The following is a 21351-nucleotide window of genomic DNA, read 5'->3' on the forward strand; positions in this document are numbered from 1 at the left end:
CGTCATTCATAGAACCGCCCATGTTACGCATCATCTCACTCAACCTCAACGGCATCCGCTCGGCAGCGACCAAGGGGCTCTTCGACTGGCTCCCGGACCAGCAGGCGGACCTCGTCTGCCTGCAGGAGCTCAAGGCTCAGGCGGGCGACCTGAGCGACGCAATGCGGGCGCCGGCGGGGCTCAAGGGCTGGTTCCACCACGCCGAAAAGAAGGGCTACAGCGGCGTCGGTATCTACAGCCGCCACGCACCAGACCGTGTCATCGAAGGCCTGGGCATCGCCGACATCGACGCCGAGGGTCGCTTCCTGCAGCTGGACTTCGGCAAACTCTCCGTGGTGTCGCTCTACCTGCCATCAGGCTCGAGTTCGGAGGAACGCCTGCAGATCAAGTTCGCCTTCATGGAACGCTTCCTTCCCCATATGGCGACGCTGTTCGCCAGCGGCCAGGAGGTGGTGGTGTGCGGGGACTGGAACATCGCCCACCGCGAGATCGACCTCAGGAACTGGAAATCGAACCAGAAGAACTCCGGCTTTCTGCCCGAGGAACGCGCCTGGCTCAGCCGCCTGTTCGACGAGCAGGGTTGGGTGGACGTCTATCGCCGTCTGTACCCCGAGGCCACCGACGACTGCTACACCTGGTGGTCGAATCGCGGCCAGGCGTGGGCGAAGAACGTGGGCTGGCGCCTCGACTACCAGATCGCCACTCCGGAGTTGGCCGCCGCAGCGCTGAACGCCTCGGTCTACAAAGCACAGCGCTTCTCCGACCACGCCCCGCTGACGATCGACTACGACTGGTCTCTGTAGAGACCGCGACCGTCACTCAGACGCCTGGCGCCGGGTGGCGACGACGAGCTGATACAGCCCGCCGAAGCAGGTTTGCTTGCGCCATTCATAGTCGGATGCCATCTCAGCCATGGATTCGATGGGGGTGTCGAGCAGCGACTGCGCAAACGGTTCGAGCCAGCGGAACACCAGGCCCATGAGCGGCCGCAGGGGGTGCCAGGCACTGGCGCGATGGTAGTCCACGAATACGACCCGCCCGCCCGGCCTAACCGCAGCCAACAGATTGGCCACGATCAGCCGGCGCTCGCGCGCCGGCACCTCATGCAGCAGGAAGAAGCAGCACGCCGCGTCGAAACACGCATCCTGCCGCCGGGTGAGATCGGCCACGCGTGCCTCGGCCTGCGGCAGGCCGACCAGCTTGCGGCGCACGTTATCAACCTGGATCGGCGCTACATCGAGGACCGTGAGACGGCCTTGCTCCCCCACCCGGCGCGCCAGCATCGGCGAGAAGCCTCCATACACGCACGCGGCCTGTAGTACCGTTTCGCCGGGCACAAACTGCGCAACCGCCCACCGCATGAGGCGGGCCGCGTTACCCCACAGGATCGCAGACACGACCGGCGAGCGATCGAGCCAGGGCACGGTGCGCGGATCGAGATAAGCCCAGGAGTACGTCCGGCTGAGATAGTCGGGCAGCACCTCGACGGGCTGAGTGGCAATGTCGGATGAAGGAGGCATATCGATCTTGGTCTGTGATGGCAGCCGGGTAGGGGCGCTCGGCGCTGCAAGGGTCCGCCAGTCCCTCCACTGCAGCGACGGCCCTGAATCGCAAGCCGGCGTCTGACCTGATGCTACACGAATTGCTGCGACGCAACACCGCTGCATTCGACATGGCAATAGCGCCACGGGCTAGGGAAATTGCCATTACCCCGCAATCGGTCTAGCCTTGACGACGAAACCTTCGATCGTCCACCATTGTCGTAGTCACTCAACTTCAGGAGGCCATCATGAGCACGACCACAGACACATCCAAGGACAAGCTGATCGAGGACCTCAGAACCCTCATCAACGACGCCGAAGAGCTCCTCGAACTGACCGCAGATGACGCCAAGGGCAAGGCAGCCGATGTCCATGGCCGCCTCGGCGCACGACTGACGCTCGCCAAAGAGCGCCTCAAGGATGCCGAAGACGCCATCGTCGACACCGGGCGCAAGGCGGCGCGTGCCACTGACGACTACGTACATGAGAAGCCCTGGCAGGCGGTGGGCATTGCCGCAGGCGTCGCCTTCCTGCTCGGCCTGCTTTCGAGCCGGCGCTAAGGCACGGCGCCATGGCCGAGCCACGTCGACCGCGCCTGGCCGAAACCCTGCGCGGCGCAATCGATGCCGGGCTGCAGACGGTGCAGACCCGGCTCGAACTACTGACGGTCGAGCTGCAGGAAGAAAAGCTGCGACTGAGCGCAGTGGCGCTCAACATCGTGCTATGCGGCCTGTTGCTCGGCTTCGGCCTGGTTTTCCTGCTCATCTTCCTCACCGTGCTGTTCTGGGAGGAACACCGCCTGCTGGCGCTCGGCGTGGCCACTGCGGCATGCCTGGGCGGCGGCCTGCTCGCCGCCACCAACGCCGCACGCGAACTGCGCCGCGGCAGCCAGCTGTTTGCCGCCAGCCTGGCTGAACTCAAGCGCGACCGCCAGGCAGTCCAGCGGCGCGACGAGGACGCCTGATCTTGTCATGAGGACGGATCCACGCACGCTCGAACTCGCACTGCGCAAGCAACGCCTGCAGTTGCGCGCCGCCAGCCAGCGCGCAGACCTGTCCTGGCGGCTGGAGGGTGTCGACGCCACCCTCGACCGCGTCGACGGTGTGCGCGAACACTTCGCATGGGCCAAGGAACAGGCCCCGCTGCTGTCGCTCGGCGCCCTCGCCCTGCTCGCCGCCCGCCCCCGCCTCAGCCTGCGCATTGCCAAGCGCGCCTGGTTGGGCTGGCTGCTCTACAAGCGCCTGCGCGGCACACCGGCCGCGCTGCTACCGGTGCTTGCGCCGGCGCTTCGGCTGGCGCTTCGTGCGCTCAAGCGCGCCCTTGGCGATTCGGCAGGATCAGGTTCAACACCACGGCGACAACGCCGCACAGGCTGACGCCCTGCAGCGTGAGGCCGTCGAAGTTCAGCGCCAGGCCACCGATCCCCATCACCAGCACCGCGGAGACGATCACCAGGTTGCGCGGCTCGTCGAGGTCGGTGCGCGCCTTGATCAGTGTGTTCAGGCCCACGCTCGCCACCGAGCCGAACATCAGCATCATGATGCCGCCCATCACCGGCACCGGAATCGAGGCCAGCAGCGCATTGAACTTACCGAAGAAGGCCAGGATGATGGCCAGCACCGCAGCCCAGGTCATGATCGCCGGGTTGTAGTTCTTGGTCAGCGTGACCGCGCCGGTCACCTCGGAGTAGGTGGTGATCGGCGGCCCGCCGATCAGGCCGGAGAACAACACGCCGACGCCGTCACCGGCCAGCGTGCGATGCAGGCCGGGCTTCTCGGTGTAGTCCTTGCCGGTCACGCCGCCGATCGCGAGCACATCGCCAACGTGCTCGATCGCCGGTGCCAGCGCAACCGGCAGCATGAAGAGGATGGCCGCCAGCTCGAAGCTCGGCGCCACGAACTGCGGCATCGCAAACCAGGGGGCTGCCGCCACCACGCCAAAATCCACCAGCCCGAACAGGATCGCCGCCACATAGCCGGCGCCGACGCCGCACAGGATGGGCACCAGCTTGAGGAAACCGCGCGCGAACACGGCGACGATGACTGTCACCCCGAAGGCGATCGCCGCCACCGTCATTGCCGTCGCGTAGGGTACGAGTTCGATCTTGCCGTCGCCCGAGCGCCCCATTGCCATGTTCACGCCCACCGCCGCCAGCGACAGGCCGATGATCATGATGATCGGCCCCACCACCACCGGCGGCATGTAGCGGTGCACGATCTCGGCGCCGTGCCTCCACACCACCCCGGCGAAGAGGAAGTACATCAGCGACACGCAGGCGAGCGCACCCATGGTCGCCGGCAGCCCCCAGGTCTGGATGCTGAAGATGATCGGCGCGATGAAGGCAAAGCTCGAACCCAGGAAAATCGGCACCTGGCGCCCGGTGATGAGCTGGAACAGCAGGGTACCGACCCCGGCGCCTAGCAACGCAAGCGCCGGGTTGAGCCCGGTGAGCAGTGGCACGAGCACGAGCGCGCCGAAGGCGACGAACAGGATCTGGGCGCCTGAGATGGCCTGCCGCCACAGCGGATCGGCCGACTGGATGGGAATTTCACGCATGGAGGTTCTCCGCCGGACGTTCGCAGCAAACGCGCCGCACCGCCGGCATGGTTGTCGTTATGGATGAAACGGCGATGACGGACGGCACCGGAGCGCCGCCGGGCGTTCAGTTGTGCCGGGTGCCGAAGATCTTGTCACCGGCATCGCCCAGCCCGGGGATGATGTAGCCGTGCTCGTTGAGGTGGCTGTCGATGCTCGCGGTGTAGATATCCACATCCGGATGCTGCGCGTTCATCAACGCAATCCCCTCGGGCGCTGCCACCAGCACGAGCGCACGTACATGGGCACAGCCATTGCGCTTGAGCATGTCGACGGTCGCCACCATCGAGCCGCCGGTGGCGAGCATCGGGTCGATGATCAACGCCATGCGCTCATCGAGCTGGCCGACGAACTTCTCGAAGTAGGGCGCTGGCTGCAGCGTCTCCTCGTTGCGCGCGATGCCGACCACGCTCACCTTGGCACTCGGCACCATGTCGAGCACGCCGTCGAGCATGCCCAGGCCGGCGCGCAGGATGGGCACCACAGTGACCTTCTTGCCCTTGATCTGCTCGATCTTCACCGGCCCGGCCCAGCCCTGAATCTCCACGTCCTCGAGCGGGAAGTCCTTGCACGCCTCGTAGGCGAGCAAGCGTGCGATCTCGGCAGTCAGTTCGCGAAACTTCTTGGTGCTGATGTCCGCCTCGCGCATCAGGCCGATCTTGTGGCGCACGAGGGGATGGCGGATTTCGTGGATGGGCATGGCAGCATTCCAGGCAAGGGCGGAGACCCGCACCTTTTACCGCGGCGCAGGAGCGCGCACAAGCGTCCACGCGTGGTCGGCGCTAAAATGCGCGACCGGCCAGCCGATCGGTCACCGCCCACCAGGACCCCGAACATGTCTCTCGACCTCGAACAAATCAAGCGCGCCCGCGAAGAAGCCGACTGCCTGGCCGACGACGCCACCGTCGAAGCTGCACTCGACCGCATGGCAGCGGAGATCACCGCCCGCCTGGGGGAGCGCAACCCACTCGTTTACGCGGTGATGAATGGCGGCCTGATTCTCGCCGGTCGCATCCTGCCGCGCCTGCCCTTCCCGCTCGAAGTCGCCTACCTCCACGCCACCCGCTACGGCCACGCACTGCAGGGCACGCTGCTCGACTGGCGCGTACGCCCCACCCAGGACCTGCGTGGCCGCACCGTGCTGGTACTCGACGACATCCTCGACGAAGGCCACACGCTCAAGGCCATCATCGAGCACCTGCAGGAAGAAGGCGCCGCCGAGGTGCTTTCCGCCGTGCTGGTGCACAAGCTCCACGACCGCAAGGCTACGCCCGGCATGCGCGCCGACTTCACCGGCCTCGACATCGCCGACCGCTTCCTGTTCGGCTGCGGCATGGACTACAAGGGTTACTGGCGCAACGCGCCCGGCATCTACGCGGTCAAGGGTCTGTAAAACATCAGGAGAACGGATTCCATGCTGGTCACCTTCAAGTCCAATGCCAGTGCCGACGTGATCATGTTCGGCGACATCGCCAAGCGGCTCATCACCCTCCTCGGCAAGGACCCCGACGACGGCAAGGGCATCGTCACCGTCGAGCAGATCCCCGAAGCCATCGCGCGCCTCAAGGCCGCGATCGAAGAGGACCGCCAGCGCCAGGCCGAACTCGAGCGCCGACGCACCGAAGACGATGACGAAGCCGACAAGGAAGCCGGCCGCAGCGGCATGAACGCCCCGGTCGGCCTCGCCCAACGCGCCTGGCCCCTGCTCAACATGCTGGAAGAATCGCAGCGCGAGGGCACCCCGGTGGTGTGGGGCGTATGAGCCAGCGGCCCATCTGGGAACGCTCGCAGCGGCGGGAGCTTGCCGTAGGAGCGGCGCCAGCCGCGAGGGCTTGAAGGCGACTGGGGCGGACACGATGCGCGCCGGCAAGGCTTCGTGCGGCTATCCTGCCACCGGCTTCAGCCGCGTCCGACGTAGCGCCCGTCCACCTCACGCATCTGCGCACAGCCGATCAGGCCGAGGGTGCGCGCCATTTCGCTGCGCAGGATCTCCACCGCCCGTGCAGCGCCGCCATGGCCGGCCGCCGCCAGGCCGTAGAGCGTCGCCCTGCCCGACATCGCGGCATCCGCACCCAGTGCGCGTGCCTTGACGAAATCGCTGCCGCGGCGAAAGCCGCTGTCGACGATCACCGTCATGTCGGGCCCCACCGCCTCGCGCACCGCGGCCAGCATCTCGATCGGGGCCGGCACGGTATCGAGCTGGCGCCCGCCGTGGTTGCTCACCACCACGCCATCCGCCCCGGCGTCGCGCGCGTGCAATGCGTCCTCGGGCATCAGGACGCCCTTCACCAACAGCTTGCGCGGCCACAGTGCACGCAGCCAGCGCACATCGTCCCAGGTCAGCGAGGTATCCATCTGCGCCGCAAGCCAGGTCGCCGCGTTGCGCGCACTGTCCATGCCCGCAGGCAAGTTGCCCAGGTTGCGAAAGCGCGGCATGCCGCGCGGCACCAGCACGTCCCACACCCAGCGCGGATGCCAGGCCACATCGATGAGGTTGCACAGGTTCAGCTTCATCGGTGCGCGGTAATTGCGCCGGTCCCACTCGCGGTTGCCGAACACCGAAGCGTCGGTGGTAAGCACGATCGCCTCCGAGCCCGCAAGTTCGGCGCGCTTCACCACCGCAGCAACGTTGTCGCGGTCCTTGAACGGGTAGATCTGCATCCAGTGCCGCACCCCGGTGGCAACGATGTCCTCGAGGGCGACGGTCGACACCATGCTCTGACAGAAGGGGATCCCGGCCGCATGCGCAACCTCGGCCAGCACCCGGTCGCCACCATCCGCAAGCAAACCGTTGAAACCGGTTGGCGCGATCACCATCGGCAGCGCACTGTCCTGGCCGAACAAGGGCACGGCAAGCTCACGCTGCGACACATCGACCAGGGTGCGCGGCAACCACAGCACCTCATCCAACGCCTTCCGGTTGCGCGACAGCGTGATCTCGTCATCGGCACCGCCCTCGAGATACTCGAGGCAGAAGTTCGGCAGCCGGCGTGCAGCCATTGCGCGCAACTCGGCGATGCTCTGAGCGCGGGCGGGGTTGGTGCCATGGTGGAAGCGGCGTCTGCAGGACACGTGTGGACTCGGCTCAATGCGTTGCGGGACGGCGCATTCTAACGGCTGAGCGGAGAGCGCCCGCAGTGGCTCTGCGCTGACGCCGCGCCCATCGGGCCGAAGCGGGGTAAACTGGCAGCTTCCGTCACCAGCACCTGCGAGGCTCCGCCATGGCCGGGCGCAAGAAGGACCTGCCCCTCGTCTACTCCTGCTCCGGCTGCTCCAGTGCCGCGCAGATGGCGAACCACGTCGCGCTGCGCCTGGACCGCGAAGGCGAGGCCGAGATGTCCTGCATCGCCGGGGTCGGCGGCAACGTACCGCACCTGGTGCGGATCGCTCAGTCCGGCCGCCCCATCCTCGCCATCGACGGCTGTGCACTCGAATGCACCCGCAGCAGTCTGGCCCAGCGTGGCGTGCAACCCGCTCGCCACATGCTGCTCAATGAACAGGGTGTCAAGAAACGTTACGCCAGCGATTTCGATGCGGACGAAGCCGAGCGCGTTTTGCAGCAGGCTCGACAGCTGCTGCAGGCGCTGCGGGAAGCGGACATGCGTTCAGGCGCGTAGCCGGCGCGCGCAGTCGGCCAGCGCAACCGCCAGCGCCTCGAGCATCGCCTGTTGCGCGCCATCCTTCAGCCGTCCGTCCTCGCCCACCGCATCGCCCGCCTTGGCGACCGCGAGCTGCTGCGGGATCACCTGCATGCCGAGATAGCCGAGGATGTCGCGCACATGGAAGAGCACGCGCATCCCGCCCAGCGCGCCCGGCGAGCTGCCCACCACCGCGGCCGCTCGTCCTGCGTACACCGCGCCGCCCGAGCGCGCGCGGTCCGCAGGATTGGGGCGCGAGCACCAGTCGAGCGTGTTCTTCAGCAGCGGCGTGACCGAGCCGTTGTACTCGGGATTCACCACCAGCAGGCCATCGCTCGCATGCAGGATGTGCTGAAGACGCACGATACAGTCCGGCAGCCCTTGTGCCGCCTCGAGGTCGCCATCGTAGAGCGGCGCCGGATAGTCGGCGAGCTCGACATGCTCGACTTCGGCACCGGCCGCCTGCAAGGCCTGTACGCAGGCGAAGGCGACACGACGGGACAGGGCCTCGGCACGGCGGCTGCCGGCCATCACGACGATGCGGGGGGGCTTCATCAGCGGACACTCCTCTGGGCTTGGGGAGACCATTAGACCTCATCCAAGGCAAAAGTTGGCCTGCTCAAACCGCCTCCACCGCCTCAGTGGCGGGCGGGTGCGGCCGGCTTGGCGGTGGCGCCGCCCTCGTCGTGCACGTCCTCCCAGCCGGTGATCATCGCCTTGATGTGGGCGAGCGGTGTGTGTCCGGCGGTGGCCAGATACACGTGGATGATCAGGAAGGCCAGCATCAGGAAGGCCCCCAGGGTGTGCAGCTGCGCCACCTGCTGCAGGCCGAGGCCATCGGGCATCAGCGGCTGCAGCCGCCCCCAGAACAGGTAGACCAGCCCCGAGACCCACACCAGCGGATTGATGAGCAGCTTCACACCGAGGTAGGCGATGCGCTGCAGCGGGTTGTGCTTGCGCTCGACCGTCACCTTGTAGGGGTGCGGCGCGCCGGTGAAGATGCCGTAGGCGTAGTACTTCACCATGCGGTCGATATTGCTCAGCGTGGGGACGTAGTGCTTCCACTGCCCGGTGGTGAAGTGCCAGAAGATCGCCAGGACCCACAACCCAATCAGCAGCCAGGCAGCCAGCTCGTGCACTTCGACAGCGGTGCGGAAATCGAGCAGCCCATGGCTGCCGTGGATGGCGAAACCGGTGACCAGCAGCGTGATGATCAGCGCTGCCTGCATCCAGTGCCAGAAGCGCTCGAAGCGCGTGAACAGGTAGATGCGCTCGCTCATGTCAGTGCTCCTTGCGCTTGTTGCGGGTCAGGAAGCGCAGTCCACCGTGGCCGATCGCACCAAGCAGCATCAAGCCAGCAAGACCGAAACCGAAGGTGTCCAGCATCGCGTTGCGGTCGCGGCCCGGCATCCACACTCCGGGCACCCCGGCGAGCCGCCCGTCGTTGGCGTGGCACTGGGCGCAGTCGAGCGCCTTGTCCTTGGGCGCGACCATGTGGGTGATCGGCCACAGCATGGAGGTCTCGACGAAGTCGAACTTGCCGCTGTAGGGCTGGCCGGTGGCGTCCGCACCGGCCTGAAGCGCCTTGGGCCAGTCGAAGTTGTACCAGAAGGCGGTGTCGTCCGGCGTCGCGGTGTGCGGCACGAGCAGGGTCAGGTGCTCGGTGTCATAAGGTTGCTTGCCGTGGAAGGTCTTGACCGGCCAGATGCGTGCATCGGACGCCCCGGGGGTGCCATGGAAGGTGTTGATCGCCACCCGGGTAGCAGGGTCGATGCGGGTATCAGGCTGGGTGTAGCTCACCTGGCCGTTGAACCACAGGTAGTCGGGCTGCACGTTCTCGCCGAGCACGAAATCGCCCTTCTTGCTGTCGTAGATGACGTGTCCACTGTCGTCCTTGAGCTGGAAGGGCTTGCCCTCAGGTGTCAGCTTGCCGGCAGTGGACCAGTCCCAGCCCATCTTGGTGGGCACGCCGCCGCGAGCGAACTCGGGGATGTGGCAGGTCTGGCAGGCCAGCGTGCGGGTGTGGTCGTTGAGGCGCTCCGAGTGCTGGAAGTCACCCTTGTGCGGTCGGTCGCCATGGCAGGCCTGGCAGGTCGCGGGATTGCGGTCGGTCTTCTCGCCTCGCATGATCGCGCCGTGCGGGTCGGCGCCGGTCATGCTGATGCGGCTGCCGGCGACGGCATGCTTGTCCGTCTTGTGACAGCTCGCACAGGTGAAGTTGAGCCCGTCCGCCGCCATGTGCACGTCGAGCGCCTTGTCGGGCTTGTTGAGCGAGGAGTCAAGGTCGCCATGCTTGACGCCGTCGCCACCACCGCCGAAGTAATGGCAGGCGCCGCAGGTGCGCCGCGAGGTGGCACCGATGCTCTGTGCCACGCTGGCAAGATCGGTGGCCTCGACGAACTTGCCGGACTTGGGCGGGAACTCGATGCGCTCGTACGGTGGATGACCCGCGAAGCCGGCCAGCTTGCGGTAGGCGCCGGTGTTGTGACAAGCCAGGCAATCGACCTTGTTCTCGGCCGTGAAGTCAAAGGTCTCGTCCTTCCAGCCATAGCCGATATGACAGGACTGGCAGAAGGCCTCGTTCGAACGGTCGCCGATGCAGAAACCGTTGAGCATGGTCTTCTTGCCCAGCTTCTGGCCGGTGTCGGGATTGACGTACTCCCAGGTCCAGTGGCGTGTGGCCATGACCTGCTTTGCGGCTTCGGTGTGACAGGCGAGACAGGCCGCGGTGACCTCCTCACCCGACTTGAAGGGCCCCTGCAACTCCTTGAACTTGCTGTGATCGGCGGTGCCGGTGGACGCGATGGCCAGCGTGGCAAGCAGCAGCAAGCAGAAGCCCGCCAGCAGGCTGGCAGCTCGGTTGGGTCGGACGCTCATGTCAGCACTCCGTGATCCGGGTCATCGAGCCATCAGTCTAACGCGCACCCCTATTTCAGTTTTTGATAATTATCTAACAAAGCAAAAACCCCAGGAACTGAAGAGCCGATACGCTTTCAAGCCGGCATTGCGTCCAGCCGCAGCAGCCAGGGCGTACGCAAGGACTCCGGCACGAAGCTCGCTTCCAGGCTGTTGCGGGCGATGCGCTTGAGCTGCGTGCGGCTCAGGCCCAGCGCACGCGCGGTGTCGATGAAGTTGCGCGCGATGTAGCCGCCGAAATAGGCCGGGTCGTCGGAGTTGATCGTCACCTTCAAGCCGGCCTCAAGAAGCCGCTTCAGGTTGTGCTGCGCGAGATCGGGAAACACGCACAGCTTGACGTTCGACAGCGGGCATACCGTCAGCGCAACCTGCTCGCGCGCCAGGCGTTCGACCAGCGCGGGGTCTTCGGCGCAACGCACGCCATGGTCGATGCGCTCGACCTTCAGCACGTCGAGCGCGTCCGCGATGTAGGCCGGCGGTCCCTCCTCACCCGCGTGCGCCACAATGTGCAGGCCCAACTCACGGCAGCGTGCGAACAGGCGCGCGAACTTGGCCGGAGGGTGTCCGCGCTCTGACGAATCGAGGCCGACGCCGTGGATGCGGGCGAGCTGCGGCAAGGCCTGCTCGAGGGTTGCGAAGCCCTCGTCCTCGCTCAGATGACGCAGGAAGCAGAGGATGAGCCGCGAACTGATCCCCCAGCGCACCTGGGCCTCGGCGCAGGCACGCTCCAGGCCATCCACGACGGTGGCAAAGGCGACACCGCGTGCGGTATGGGTCTGCGGGTCGAAGAACAGTTCGGCATGCACCACGCCGTCGGCATGGGCGCGCTCGAAGTAGGCCAATGCGAGTTCGAAGAAGTCGCGCTCATGGATCAGCGCGGCCGCGCCGGCGTAGTAGAGATCGAGAAAGCTCTGCAGGTCGGTAAAGGCATAAGCCGCGCGAGTCTCTTCCACGCTCTTCCACGGCAGGGCCACACCGTTGCGGCGGGCAAGCTCGAACATCATCTCCGGCTCCAGCGTGCCTTCGATGTGTACGTGCAACTCGGCCTTGGGCAGGCTGCAAACGAAATGCTCCAGGTCCATGATGCCCTCCGTGCTGATACCTGCATGCTAGTCCCAATCGGGCAGCTACGCCTGCAACAGCTCGAGCGCGTCAGCGGCTGCGCCGGGTGCGTACGCGCCCAGCGCAGCCGCCCCGGAGTCAGGCTCAGGCGCCGAGCAGCAAAGCCCCGGTGCCGGCGATGGCTGCGCCGGCCGCGCGGTGGACACGGTCGCCGAGCAGCGTCTGCGGCGTCCACCGCGTCAGCGCATAGCCGGCGCCGTGCAACAGCGCGGTCGCGAGCGCAAAGCCCAGGGCGTAGGTCGCCAGGCTGGCGCCCTCCATCTCGGCATGGTGGGCATGGCCATGGAAGAGCGCGAAGGCGGCGACGAGGGGCAAGCTCGCCGCCACGGGCAGACGCGCGGCAAGCGCGATCAACAGCCCCAGCACCAGCACCGAGGCAGCAATGCCGGCCTCTACCGCGGGCAGCGCGAAATCGAGGGCGCCCAACCCCGCGCCCGCCAGCATCGCCAGTACGAAGCCTGCAGGCAGCATCCAGCGCGTGGCGCCGGGCTGGCGCGCCGCGTACAGGCCGACGGCCAGCATCGCAAGCAAATGGTCGACACCGCCGAACGGGTGGGCGAAGCCGCTGAAGAAGCTCGCACCTTCGTGGCCGGGGTGGGCGAGCGCGGCACCGGAGACGGTGGCCAGCGCCACGGCGACGAGCGCCGCGCGAACGGGATGGGTGTTCATGATGGAGACTCCTGCACTTTCAAGAAATGAACATCTGATGAAGCTACCGGGATTGCGAAGCAGCCAGGCCGTCAGGCGCCTTTCAGGCCGCCACCAGCAAGCCCTGACGCTCGATGAAGTCGATGATATCGGCGAGTCCCTGGCCCGTCTTCTGGTTGGAGAACACGAAGGGGCGCGTACCACGCATCTTGCGCGCATCGCGGTCCATGACCTCGAGCGAGGCGCCGACCAGCGGTGCAAGGTCGATCTTGTTGATCACCAGCAGGTCGCTGCGGGTAATGCCCGGCCCCCCCTTGCGCGGGATCTTGTCGCCGGCCGACACGTCGATGACATAGATCGTCAGGTCCGACAGCTCGGGCGAGAAGGTCGCCGCCAGGTTGTCACCGCCGGACTCGACGAAGATGATGTCCAGCCCCGGAAAGCGCGCGTTGAGCCGATCGACTGCCTCGAGGTTGATCGAGGCGTCCTCGCGAATCGCCGTATGCGGGCAGCCACCGGTCTCGACGCCGATGATGCGCTCGGGTGCGAGCGCTTCGTTGCGCACGAGGAACTGGGCATCCTCGGCGGTGTAGATGTCGTTGGTGACCACGGCGATGTTGTACTTGTCGCGCAGCGCCAGGCACAGCGCAAGCGTGAGCGCCGTCTTGCCGGAGCCGACCGGACCTCCGATGCCGACTCGGAGCGGACCGCGATGATGCCCGCGATCGCGACCGCAGCCTTCTGAGAGATTCATGCTCATGATCTGAACAGCCTCGTGTATTGGGTTTCATGCCGGCTGCTGGCAATGGCCAGGCCGGGGGTGTAGTTGCTCCAGCGCGCTTCGGGCAGCTCCAGCGCCTGCCCGACCAGCGCCGGAATACGCTCGCCAAGCATGGCCAGCAGGCGCTGGCCTGCGCTCTGACCGAGCGGCACCGCCTTTAGCGCCGCCATCACCTGGTTCTCGGCCCAGGCCCAGAGGTAGGCGGCCAGGGCCTGATCGGCCGGCACCTGCCAGGCTGCGGCAGCGGCCGACCAGGCGGTCGGAAAGCAGGGCGTATCGAGCGCCAGCAGGCGCGCGCGCCAGCCCGGCAGCGCGGCGAAGGCATCCAGTTCGGTGAGCAGCCTGACCAGCGACCAGCCCATCTGCAGCGTCTCGGCACGCAACTCGGCCGTCTCCCGGCTGGCGAGAAAGTCGTCGTTGAGCCGCGCCACCTCGCCGTCCTCGCCACAGGCCCAGGCAGCAAGCTGGCTCGCCAGCAACGGCGCCTCGAAGCGTGCCACGCTCCACTCGAGCAGATCGCCGATCCACGCCGCGGCGTCCGCCTCTCTGGCGACAACGCCACTCTCCACCGCCCACTCCAGGCCTTGCGAGTAGGTATAGGCGCCCACCGGCAGCGCAGGGCTGGCCAGTTGCAGCAGGCGCAACAGGGGCAGCAGGGGCGTCGCCGCGTGCATGCTCACTGCCCTGCCATCAGATGGATGCGCGCACCGCTGCCATCGCCCGGATGCTGGTGGCCGGGCGCATAGGCGCCAGCCTCGGGTTCGAAGGGTGCCCGCAGCGTGCTTACCAATGCTCCCAGGCCGACGAGCATGTCCTCGAGTACATGGTCGGCCTGCAGGCGCAACCAGTCGCCACCGCCATCGCGCCCGACCTCCACCGCGACATGGCGGTTGCCAAGATGAAAGGCTGCGCGCGCGAGTTCGGTCGCGGTGGCGCAGCGCACCTCGAGCAGGTCTTCGGCTGCGGACACCACGGCGACCACCCGGCCATCGTTCGCCAGCAGCCGGTCGCCACCGCGCAGGATGGTGCCACGCGGCAGGAACAGGCCAACCTCGGCGCCGGAGGCCAGGCGTGCGCGCAGGCGGCTCTTGCTGCGGGTGTTGAAATCGAGCTCCAGATGGTCGCTCGCCGGCGCATCGCCGCTGTAGCGCGCCTCGATCAGGCACAGCGCGGAAGAAGCGGGGGGCGCCGACACCGCGGCGACCGGTGCGACGGTAGTGGAATCTGCTTGCATGATGTCGTCTCAGAAGAGGAAGTAGCGCTGTGCCATAGGCAAGGCCGCAGCCGGCTCGCAGCTCAGGTGCTCGCCGTCGGCACGCACGACGTAGGTTTCGGGGTCGACCTCGATGGAGGGCGTAGCATCGTTCAACACCATGTCGGCCTTGCTCACCTTGCGGCAGCCCCGCACCGCCACCAGCGGCTTGTGCAGCCCGAGCGCGGCGATCTCGGGATTCGCCAGGGCGGCCGCCGAAACGAAGGTCACCGAGGTCTTCAGCGCCTTGCCGAAACTGCCGAACATCGGTCGGTAATGCACCGGCTGCGGGGTCGGGATCGAGGCGTTGGGATCGCCCATCGCCGCGGCGGCAATCATGCCGCCCTTCAGGATCAGGCTGGGCTTGACGCCGAAGAATGCCGGCCGCCACAACACCAGATCGGCGAGCTTGCCGGGCTCGATCGAACCCACCTCGTGGGCGACGCCGTGCGTGATGGCCGGGTTGATGGTGTACTTGGCGATGTAGCGCTTGACGCGGAAATTGTCGTTGCGGTCGCTGCCCTCGATGGCCGCGACCGCCTCCGGCACCGCTGCGGCGGGGCCGCGCCGGGGCGCCAGCCAGCCGCGTTGCAGCTTCATCTTGTGCGCGGTCTGCCAGGTGCGGATCACCACCTCGCCCACCCGGCCCATGGCCTGGGAGTCCGACGACATCATCGAGAACGCGCCGCTGTCGTGCAGGATATCCTCGGCGGCAATGGTCTCGCGGCGGATGCGGGACTCGGCAAACGCCACGTCCTCGGCAATCGACGGATCGAGGTGATGGCACACCATCAGCATGTCGAGGTGCTCATCGATGGTGTTGACCGTGTAGGGCCGTGTCGGGTTGGTCGACGACGGCAGCACATTGGGCCGGCTGATCGCCTTGATGATGTCCGGTGCATGACCACCGCCCGCACCTTCGGTATGGAAGGTGTGGATGGTGCGGCCCTTGAATGCCGCCAGTGTCGCCTCGACGAAACCGGACTCGTTGAGCGTGTCGGAATGGATGGCAACCTGGATGTCCATCTCGTCGGCCACCGTCAGGCAGTTGTCGATCGCCGCCGGCGTCGTACCCCAGTCCTCGTGCAGCTTGAGCCCGATCACACCGGCTGCCACCTGCTCCTTCAACGGCGCCGGCAGGCTGGCGTTGCCCTTGCCGAAGAAGCCCATGTTCATCGGGAAGGCTTCGGCCGCCTCGAGCATGCGGTGGACATGCCACGGCCCCGGCGTGCACGTGGTGGCGTAGGTGCCGGTCGCGGGTCCGGTGCCACCACCGAGCATGGTGGTGACGCCCGACATCAGCGCCTCTTCGATCTGCTGCGGGCAGATCCAGTGGATGTGGCTGTCGATGCCGCCGGCGGTCAGGATCATGCCCTCGCCGGCGATGACCTCGGTACCGGCACCGATGGGGATCGTCACCCCGGGCTGGATGTCCGGATTGCCGCCCTTGCCGATCCGCCAGATACGTCCGTCCTTGAGGGCGACGTCGGCCTTCACGATGCCAGCGACCGCATCGACGATGAGCGCGTTGGTGATGATCGTGTCCGCCACGTCGGCCGAGACGCCCTGGCCCTGGCCCATGCCGTCGCGGATCACCTTGCCGCCACCGAACTTCACCTCCTCGCCGTAGATCGTGAAGTCGTGCTCGACTTCGATCACCAGTTCGGTGTCGGCGAGGCGCAGGCGATCACCCACGGTCGGGCCAAACATTTCCGCATAGGCGCGGCGCGAGATCTCCGCCATCACAGTGCTCCCATGACCAGGCCGTTGAATCCATACACCTCGCGCTCGCCATCGAGCGCCACCAGTTCCACGGTACGCGACTGACCAGGCTCGAAACGCACCGCGGTACCCGCTGCAATGTTCAGCCGGAAGCCGCGCGCCGCAGCACGGTCGAAGTGGAGCGCGGTATTGGTTTCGGCAAAGTGATAGTGCGAACCGACCTGGATCGGGCGATCGCCCGTGTTGGTCACCACCAGCGTCAAGGTGGTGCGGCCGACATTGAGTTCGATGTCGCCATCGGCGACGAAGTATTCACCCGGAATCATCGCAAGGGCCTCACAGGATGGGGTTGTGCACGGTCACCAGCTTGGTCCCGTCGGGAAAGGTGGTCTCGACCTGGATATCGGGGATCATCTCGGCCACGCCTTCCATCACGTCATCGCGGGTGAGCAAGGTTGCGCCGTAGCTCATCAGCTCGGCCACCGTGCGCCCGTCGCGCGCGCCTTCGAAGATGGCGCAGGTGATCAGTGCCACCGCCTCGGGGTAGTTCAGCTTCAGGCCGCGCGCGCGCCGGCGCTCGGCCAGCAGGCCGGCGGTAAAGATCAGCAGCTTGTCCTTCTCGCGGGGTGTCAGTTCCATCCTTCCTCCTCAGGCGCCGGCCGGCACCTGGGCCGGCGGCGCACGCTTGTCTCAAGTTCTCCAGATGCGCGGCACCTGCGCTGCGCGCCCCGCCACCGCCGGACGCGCCACGCTCCACAGACGCGTCAGCCATTGCCGACCGGGCTCGCAAGCCGGGCCCAGCCAGCGCGCGACGAGCAGGCCGGGCAGCAGGGTCACCGCCCCCTGCCCGGCGACGGGCTCCACCGCCCGCCAGGCTTCCAGCAAGGCCGCATCGCAGGCGGGTGCCGCAATCAGCAGGCAGGCGCTCACCGGCTCGCCACCCAGGCCCACTGCACTATCGAGCAGCGCACCGCCGCCCTTGAGCACGCCGCGCTCGAGCCACACCGGCCTGCCGTCGCGGCGGATACGCGTGCGCAGCGCAAGCTCGCCCCGGCCGAAGCGTTCGCCCGAACCCGTACGCCCAAGGCACAGCATCTCGGCACCGATGAACACTGCCGATCCGCCCAGTTCCACTTCCGTCGTCACGGCGCCGAGAGCACCGTCATAGACGATGCTCTCCTGCGGCAGGAACTCGCACACGCCCCCCTCTGCGATCTCGATGCGCTGCACCAGCTCGCCATGCAGACCCGCACTGCGGTACCACTTGCCCGCACCCGGCGTCGTCAACAGCACATGCGCACCGGCCCCCAGGGCCAGCGTAAGTGCCAGGCGGTCACCACCGGCGATCCCGGCCGGCGGATGCACCAGGATGGTGTGGCACACCGCCTCACCCTCGGGATACAGCGGCCGTTGCACCACCAGCGGCCCGCAGTGCTCACGCGCGACAAGCACCGTGCGTGCCCCACGGCGCTCGAAACCAAGACGCAGCCGGGCCTGCCAGCCTGCGCCAGCAGGCGTGGGTGCAATAGCAAGGGCCGAGGCGAGGGCGGGCGCATTCATGGCAGCTGCCTAGCAAGCTGCGGACCAGCTTGCGACGAAGTGCCACAAGCCATTGAAAGGACAAGGCTCGCGATCGAGCAACGACGGCCAGGCAGGGCCGGCGTGACGTCACCGCACGGCTTTCGACCTCATGCGCGCACCACGGCGGTGCACACGACTCCGCCCGCACCATGAAGGTGCGCACGGGGAACGCGAGGCACGGGCGAGCGCGACACGCTGATTTTTCCTGTCGGGCTTGCAGCCACGGAAAATCTCGCGTATAAAATCTCGAGATTCACAATTTATCTCGCGACTCATGCTCAAGGGTCGCGCAAAAGGCCACGGCACCCGCACCGCGACCACAACGAACGACACATCACTCGAGGACCCTTCGAACATGAAAGAGATCAAGAACTTCATCAACGGCGAGTACGTCACCAACGCCAGCGGCAAGACCTACGAGAACCGCAACCCGGTCGACAACGCGCTGATCGGCATGGTGTACGAAGCCGGCAAGCCGGAGGTCGATGCTGCCGTCGCTGCCGCCAAGGCCGCACTCAAAGGCCCCTGGGGCAAGCTCTCCGTGGTCGAGCGCTGCAACCTGCTCGACGAGGTCGTCAATGAGATCAACCGCCGCTTCGACGACTTCCTGCAGGCCGAAATCGCCGACACCGGCAAGCCCGCCCACCTCGCCTCGCACATCGACATCCCGCGCGGTGCAGCCAACTTCAAGATCTTCACCGACACCATCAAGAACGTGTCGACCGAGTCCTTCGAGATGCGCACCCCGGACGGCAAGACCGCACGCAGCTACGGCGTACGCACCCCGCGCGGCGTGATCGCGATCATCTGCCCGTGGAACCTGCCGCTGCTGCTGATGACCTGGAAGGCCGGCCCGGCGCTCGCCTGCGGCAACACCGTGGTCGTCAAGCCCTCGGAAGACACCCCCAGCACCGCTACCCTGCTCGGCGAGGTGATGAACAAGGTCGGCCTGCCCAAGGGCGTGTACAACGTGGTCAACGGCTTCGGCGTGGATTCGGCCGGCGCCTTCCTGACCGCGCACCCGGACGTCAACGGCGTCACCTTCACCGGCGAGACCCGCACCGGCACCGCGATCATGAAGGCCGCGGCCGACGGTATCCGCCCGGTGTCGCTGGAACTGGGCGGCAAGAACGCCGCCGTGGTGTTCGCCGACTGCGACTTCGACAACACCATCGCCACCCTCACTCGCTCCTGCTTCGAGAACGCTGGCCAGGTCTGCCTCGGCACCGAGCGCGTGTATGTCGAGCGCCCGATCTTCGACAAGCTGGTCGCCGCGATGAAGCACACCGCCGAGACCATGAAGCCGGGTCGCCCCTTCGACCCCGACACCAAGATCGGCCCGCTGGTGAGCAAGAAGCACCAGGCCAAGGTGCTGGGCATGTACGCCAAGGCCAAGGAAGAAGGCGCCAACATCGTCTGCGGCGGCGGCATCCCCGACATGCCGGAAGACCTCAAGGACGGCTGCTGGGTACAGCCCACGATCTGGACCGGCCTGCCCGAGACCGCGACCGTGGTCACCGAGGAGATCTTCGGGCCGTGCTGCCACATCCAGCCCTTCGACACCGAAGAGGAAGTGCTGAACATGGTCAACGCCAACCGCTACGGCCTGGCCACCTCGGTGCACACCCAGGACATCAGCCGCGCCATGCGCATGGCCAACGCCATCGAGGTCGGCCTGTGCTGGATCAACAGCTGGTTCCTGCGCGACCTGCGCACCCCCTTCGGCGGCTCCAAGCAATCGGGCATCGGCCGTGAGGGCGGGGTGCACTCGCTCGAGTTCTACACCGAACTGCGCAACGTGATGATCAAGTACTGATCACCGGCTCATCAACCAAACACCTCACCGGGAACACGACATGGACCAGAGCAAGATCAATCACTACGGCGACGAGCTGTACACCGCACTCAAGACCCTCACCCCGGTCGCGCCGCTGACCGACCGCGAGCCCGACATCACCATCGAGGACGCCTACAACATCCAGCTGCGCATGATCCAGCGCCAGCTCGACGACGGCCACAGCGTGGTCGGCAAGAAGATCGGCGTCACCAGCAAGGTCGTCATGGACATGCTGAAGGTGAACCAGCCCGACTTCGGCCAGCTGCTGTCGAACATGGTCTACAACGAGGGCGAGCCGATCGTCGCCTCGTCGATGATCGCCCCCAAGGCCGAGGCCGAGGTGGCCTTCATCCTCAAGAACGACCTCATGGGCCCGGGCGTGACTGCGGCCGACGTGCTGCGCGCCACCGACTGCGTGGTGCCCTGCTTCGAGATCGTCGATTCGCGCATCAAGGACTGGAAGATCAAGATCCAGGACACCGTGGCCGACAACGCCTCCTGCGGCGTGCTGGTGCTCGGCGGCGTGCGCAAGAGCCCGCGCCAGCTCGACCTCGCGCTCGCCGGCATGGTGCTGTCCAAGAACGGCGACATCATCAGCACCTCCACCGGCGCCGCCGTGCAGGGCTCGCCGGTCAACGCCATCGCCTGGCTGGCCAACACCCTGGGGCGCCTGGGGATCGGCCTCAAGGCCGGCGAGATCATCCTCTCCGGTTCGCAATCCCCGCTCGTCCCGGTCGTCGCCGGCGACAGCCTCATCTGCAACGTCGGCGGCCTCGGTGGCACGTCGGTCCGCTTCATCTGACAAGGAAACCGCACCCATGGCAATCACCCTCGACCAGGCCACCATCGCCAAGCTCGCAGAACACCTCGAAAACGCCGAGCTGCAGGCTTTTGATGTCACCAAGATCACCGACGACTACCCCGACATGGACTGGGATGACGCCTACGCCATCCAGGACGAGATCAAGCGCCGCAAGCTCGCCCGCGGCAACAAGGTCGCCGGCCTCAAGGCGGGCCTGACCTCGCGCGCCAAGATGAAGCAGATGGGCGTCGAGACCCCGGTGTTCGGCTTCATCGCCGACTACATGTCGGTGCCGGACGGCGGCGAAGTGAAGTTCGACGAGCTGATCCACCCCAAGGTCGAAGCCGAGATCTGCGTCGTCACCAAGGCCCCGCTGCGCGGCCCCGGCTGCCACATCGGCAACGTCATGGCGGCGATCGACTTCGTGCTGCCGGCGGTCGAGGTGATCGACTCGCGCTATCGCGACTTCAAGTTCGACCTCAAGAGCGTGATCGCCGACAACACCTCGTCGGCCCGCTTCGTGATCGGCGGCAACATGCGCAACCTCGACGAACTCGACCTGCCGACGCTGGGCGTGGTGCTCGAGATCAATGGCGAGATCGTCTCCATGGCCGCCGGCGCGGCCGTGCTCGGCAACCCGCTGGTGGCGATCGCGATGATGGCCAACGAGCTCGGCAAGCGCGGCCAGGAGATCCCGGCCGGCACCTTCATCATGACCGGCGGCGTCACCGAAGCCATCCCGGTCAAGAAGGGCGACAACGTCAACGTCCGCTTCCAGGACCTCGGCAACGTCTCGTTCCGCTTCGCCTGATCGCATCCAAGCGCTGCTGACACGGGCTGGCAGCGCGCCATTTCGAGCGCGCGCCAGCCCGTTGCACATCCGGGGCGCACACCACATTCAAGAGGGGCAACACCG

The 21351-nt window shown here is 66.6% G+C and carries 26 protein-coding genes; 10 read left to right on the top strand and 16 right to left on the bottom strand.

The window, feature by feature from the left end; all coding sequences use genetic code 11:
- The first annotated feature begins 20 nt into the window (after positions 1–20).
- Entirely contained in the window at positions 21–803 is a 783-nt protein-coding gene (locus LQF09_RS17635; RefSeq protein ID WP_002939862.1) for an exodeoxyribonuclease III, read from the top strand.
- 12 nt (positions 804–815) lie between these two features.
- Here the strand turns inward: LQF09_RS17635 and rquA are convergent, their stop codons facing one another.
- Positions 816–1520, bottom strand: coding sequence for a rhodoquinone biosynthesis methyltransferase RquA (rquA, locus tag LQF09_RS17640; protein ID WP_270068577.1), 705 nt, complete (start codon positions 1518–1520; stop codon positions 816–818).
- Positions 1521–1789: 269 nt separating this feature from the next.
- Here rquA and LQF09_RS17645 point away from each other — a divergent pair, with 269 nt between their 5' ends.
- From LQF09_RS17645 to LQF09_RS17655, 3 genes are read left to right on the top strand one after another with little or no spacing between them, the layout of a single operon-like run.
- A complete protein-coding gene (locus LQF09_RS17645) occupies positions 1790–2101 on the top strand; it encodes a DUF883 family protein (RefSeq protein ID WP_002931507.1) in 312 nt (103 codons plus the stop codon).
- 11 nt (positions 2102–2112) lie between these two features.
- On the top strand, positions 2113–2505 hold the full coding sequence (locus LQF09_RS17650) for a phage holin family protein (protein WP_002931506.1): 393 nt from the start codon (positions 2113–2115) through the stop codon (positions 2503–2505).
- A gap of 7 nt (positions 2506–2512) precedes the next feature.
- Positions 2513–2917, top strand: a complete 405-nt coding sequence (locus LQF09_RS17655) for a YqjK family protein (protein ID WP_002931505.1) — start codon at positions 2513–2515, stop codon at positions 2915–2917.
- On the opposite strand, the gene LQF09_RS17660 is transcribed toward LQF09_RS17655, so the two are convergent.
- Positions 2850–4097, bottom strand: a complete 1248-nt coding sequence (locus LQF09_RS17660) for a uracil-xanthine permease family protein (protein ID WP_270068578.1) — start codon at positions 4095–4097, stop codon at positions 2850–2852. The two genes, LQF09_RS17655 and LQF09_RS17660, sit on opposite strands and share 68 nt — an antisense overlap.
- Before the next feature lie 106 nt (positions 4098–4203).
- Positions 4204–4836, bottom strand: a complete 633-nt coding sequence (upp, locus tag LQF09_RS17665; RefSeq protein WP_002931503.1) for a uracil phosphoribosyltransferase — start codon at positions 4834–4836, stop codon at positions 4204–4206.
- Between the two features lie 135 nt (positions 4837–4971).
- Here upp and LQF09_RS17670 point away from each other — a divergent pair, with 135 nt between their 5' ends.
- Positions 4972–5529: a hypoxanthine-guanine phosphoribosyltransferase gene (locus tag LQF09_RS17670; protein WP_002931502.1), complete on the top strand. Its 558-nt coding sequence runs from the start codon at positions 4972–4974 to the stop codon at positions 5527–5529.
- Between the two features lie 21 nt (positions 5530–5550).
- On the top strand, positions 5551–5898 hold the full coding sequence (locus LQF09_RS17675) for a DUF1840 domain-containing protein (protein ID WP_002931501.1): 348 nt from the start codon (positions 5551–5553) through the stop codon (positions 5896–5898).
- A gap of 137 nt (positions 5899–6035) precedes the next feature.
- On the opposite strand, the gene LQF09_RS17680 is transcribed toward LQF09_RS17675, so the two are convergent.
- Positions 6036–7208, bottom strand: coding sequence for an alpha-hydroxy acid oxidase (locus LQF09_RS17680; protein ID WP_270068579.1), 1173 nt, complete (start codon positions 7206–7208; stop codon positions 6036–6038).
- Positions 7209–7357: 149 nt separating this feature from the next.
- Here LQF09_RS17680 and LQF09_RS17685 point away from each other — a divergent pair, with 149 nt between their 5' ends.
- Positions 7358–7753: a putative zinc-binding protein gene (locus tag LQF09_RS17685; RefSeq protein ID WP_002931499.1), complete on the top strand. Its 396-nt coding sequence runs from the start codon at positions 7358–7360 to the stop codon at positions 7751–7753.
- Here the strand turns inward: LQF09_RS17685 and LQF09_RS17690 are convergent.
- The 12 genes from LQF09_RS17690 to LQF09_RS17745 form a co-directional block, all read right to left on the bottom strand.
- On the bottom strand, positions 7742–8329 hold the full coding sequence (locus LQF09_RS17690) for an NADPH-dependent FMN reductase (RefSeq protein ID WP_002931496.1): 588 nt from the start codon (positions 8327–8329) through the stop codon (positions 7742–7744). The genes LQF09_RS17685 and LQF09_RS17690 overlap by 12 nt on opposite strands.
- 83 nt (positions 8330–8412) lie before the next feature.
- Positions 8413–9054, bottom strand: a complete 642-nt coding sequence (locus tag LQF09_RS17695) for a cytochrome b/b6 domain-containing protein (protein WP_270068580.1) — start codon at positions 9052–9054, stop codon at positions 8413–8415.
- 1 nt (position 9055) lies between these two features.
- Positions 9056–10651, bottom strand: a complete 1596-nt coding sequence (locus tag LQF09_RS17700) for a tetrathionate reductase family octaheme c-type cytochrome (RefSeq protein WP_270068581.1) — start codon at positions 10649–10651, stop codon at positions 9056–9058.
- 116 nt (positions 10652–10767) lie between these two features.
- A complete protein-coding gene (locus LQF09_RS17705; RefSeq protein WP_002939890.1) occupies positions 10768–11772 on the bottom strand; it encodes an adenosine deaminase in 1005 nt (334 codons plus the stop codon).
- A gap of 124 nt (positions 11773–11896) precedes the next feature.
- A complete protein-coding gene (locus tag LQF09_RS17710) occupies positions 11897–12481 on the bottom strand; it encodes a HupE/UreJ family protein (RefSeq protein WP_002931491.1) in 585 nt (194 codons plus the stop codon).
- 82 nt (positions 12482–12563) lie between these two features.
- Entirely contained in the window at positions 12564–13214 is a 651-nt protein-coding gene (gene ureG, locus LQF09_RS17715; protein ID WP_002931490.1) for an urease accessory protein UreG, read from the bottom strand.
- Between the two features lie 2 nt (positions 13215–13216).
- On the bottom strand, positions 13217–13915 hold the full coding sequence (locus LQF09_RS17720) for an urease accessory protein UreF (RefSeq protein WP_270068582.1): 699 nt from the start codon (positions 13913–13915) through the stop codon (positions 13217–13219).
- 2 nt (positions 13916–13917) lie between these two features.
- On the bottom strand, positions 13918–14475 hold the full coding sequence (gene ureE, locus LQF09_RS17725) for an urease accessory protein UreE (RefSeq protein ID WP_270068583.1): 558 nt from the start codon (positions 14473–14475) through the stop codon (positions 13918–13920).
- Positions 14476–14484: 9 nt separating this feature from the next.
- Positions 14485–16236: an urease subunit alpha gene (gene ureC / locus LQF09_RS17730; protein ID WP_002931487.1), complete on the bottom strand. Its 1752-nt coding sequence runs from the start codon at positions 16234–16236 to the stop codon at positions 14485–14487.
- Positions 16236–16541 (bottom strand): urease subunit beta, encoded by a 306-nt coding sequence (locus LQF09_RS17735; protein WP_002931486.1) that lies wholly within the window; start codon positions 16539–16541, stop codon positions 16236–16238. Before LQF09_RS17735 ends, ureC begins: the two co-directional genes overlap by 1 nt.
- Positions 16542–16551: 10 nt before the next feature.
- Positions 16552–16854: an urease subunit gamma gene (gene ureA / locus LQF09_RS17740; protein ID WP_270068584.1), complete on the bottom strand. Its 303-nt coding sequence runs from the start codon at positions 16852–16854 to the stop codon at positions 16552–16554.
- A gap of 51 nt (positions 16855–16905) precedes the next feature.
- On the bottom strand, positions 16906–17775 hold the full coding sequence (locus LQF09_RS17745; protein WP_002931483.1) for an urease accessory protein UreD: 870 nt from the start codon (positions 17773–17775) through the stop codon (positions 16906–16908).
- A 376-nt stretch (positions 17776–18151) separates the two neighbouring features.
- Here LQF09_RS17745 and LQF09_RS17750 point away from each other — a divergent pair, with 376 nt between their 5' ends.
- From LQF09_RS17750 to dmpH, 3 genes are read left to right on the top strand one after another with little or no spacing between them, the layout of a single operon-like run.
- Entirely contained in the window at positions 18152–19612 is a 1461-nt protein-coding gene (locus LQF09_RS17750) for a 2-hydroxymuconic semialdehyde dehydrogenase (RefSeq protein ID WP_002931482.1), read from the top strand.
- 40 nt (positions 19613–19652) lie between these two features.
- The gene (gene dmpE, locus LQF09_RS17755) at positions 19653–20435 is read left to right on the top strand and encodes a 2-oxopent-4-enoate hydratase (protein WP_270068585.1); all 783 of its coding nucleotides are present in this window, start codon (positions 19653–19655) and stop codon (positions 20433–20435) included.
- 16 nt (positions 20436–20451) lie between these two features.
- Positions 20452–21246 (top strand): 2-oxo-3-hexenedioate decarboxylase, encoded by a 795-nt coding sequence (dmpH, locus tag LQF09_RS17760; protein ID WP_270068586.1) that lies wholly within the window; start codon positions 20452–20454, stop codon positions 21244–21246.
- The last annotated feature ends 105 nt before the right edge of the window (positions 21247–21351 follow it).

The sequence above is a fragment of the Thauera sp. WB-2 genome, assembly GCF_027594845.1.
In the GTDB taxonomy this organism is placed as follows: domain Bacteria; phylum Pseudomonadota; class Gammaproteobacteria; order Burkholderiales; family Rhodocyclaceae; genus Thauera; species Thauera mechernichensis.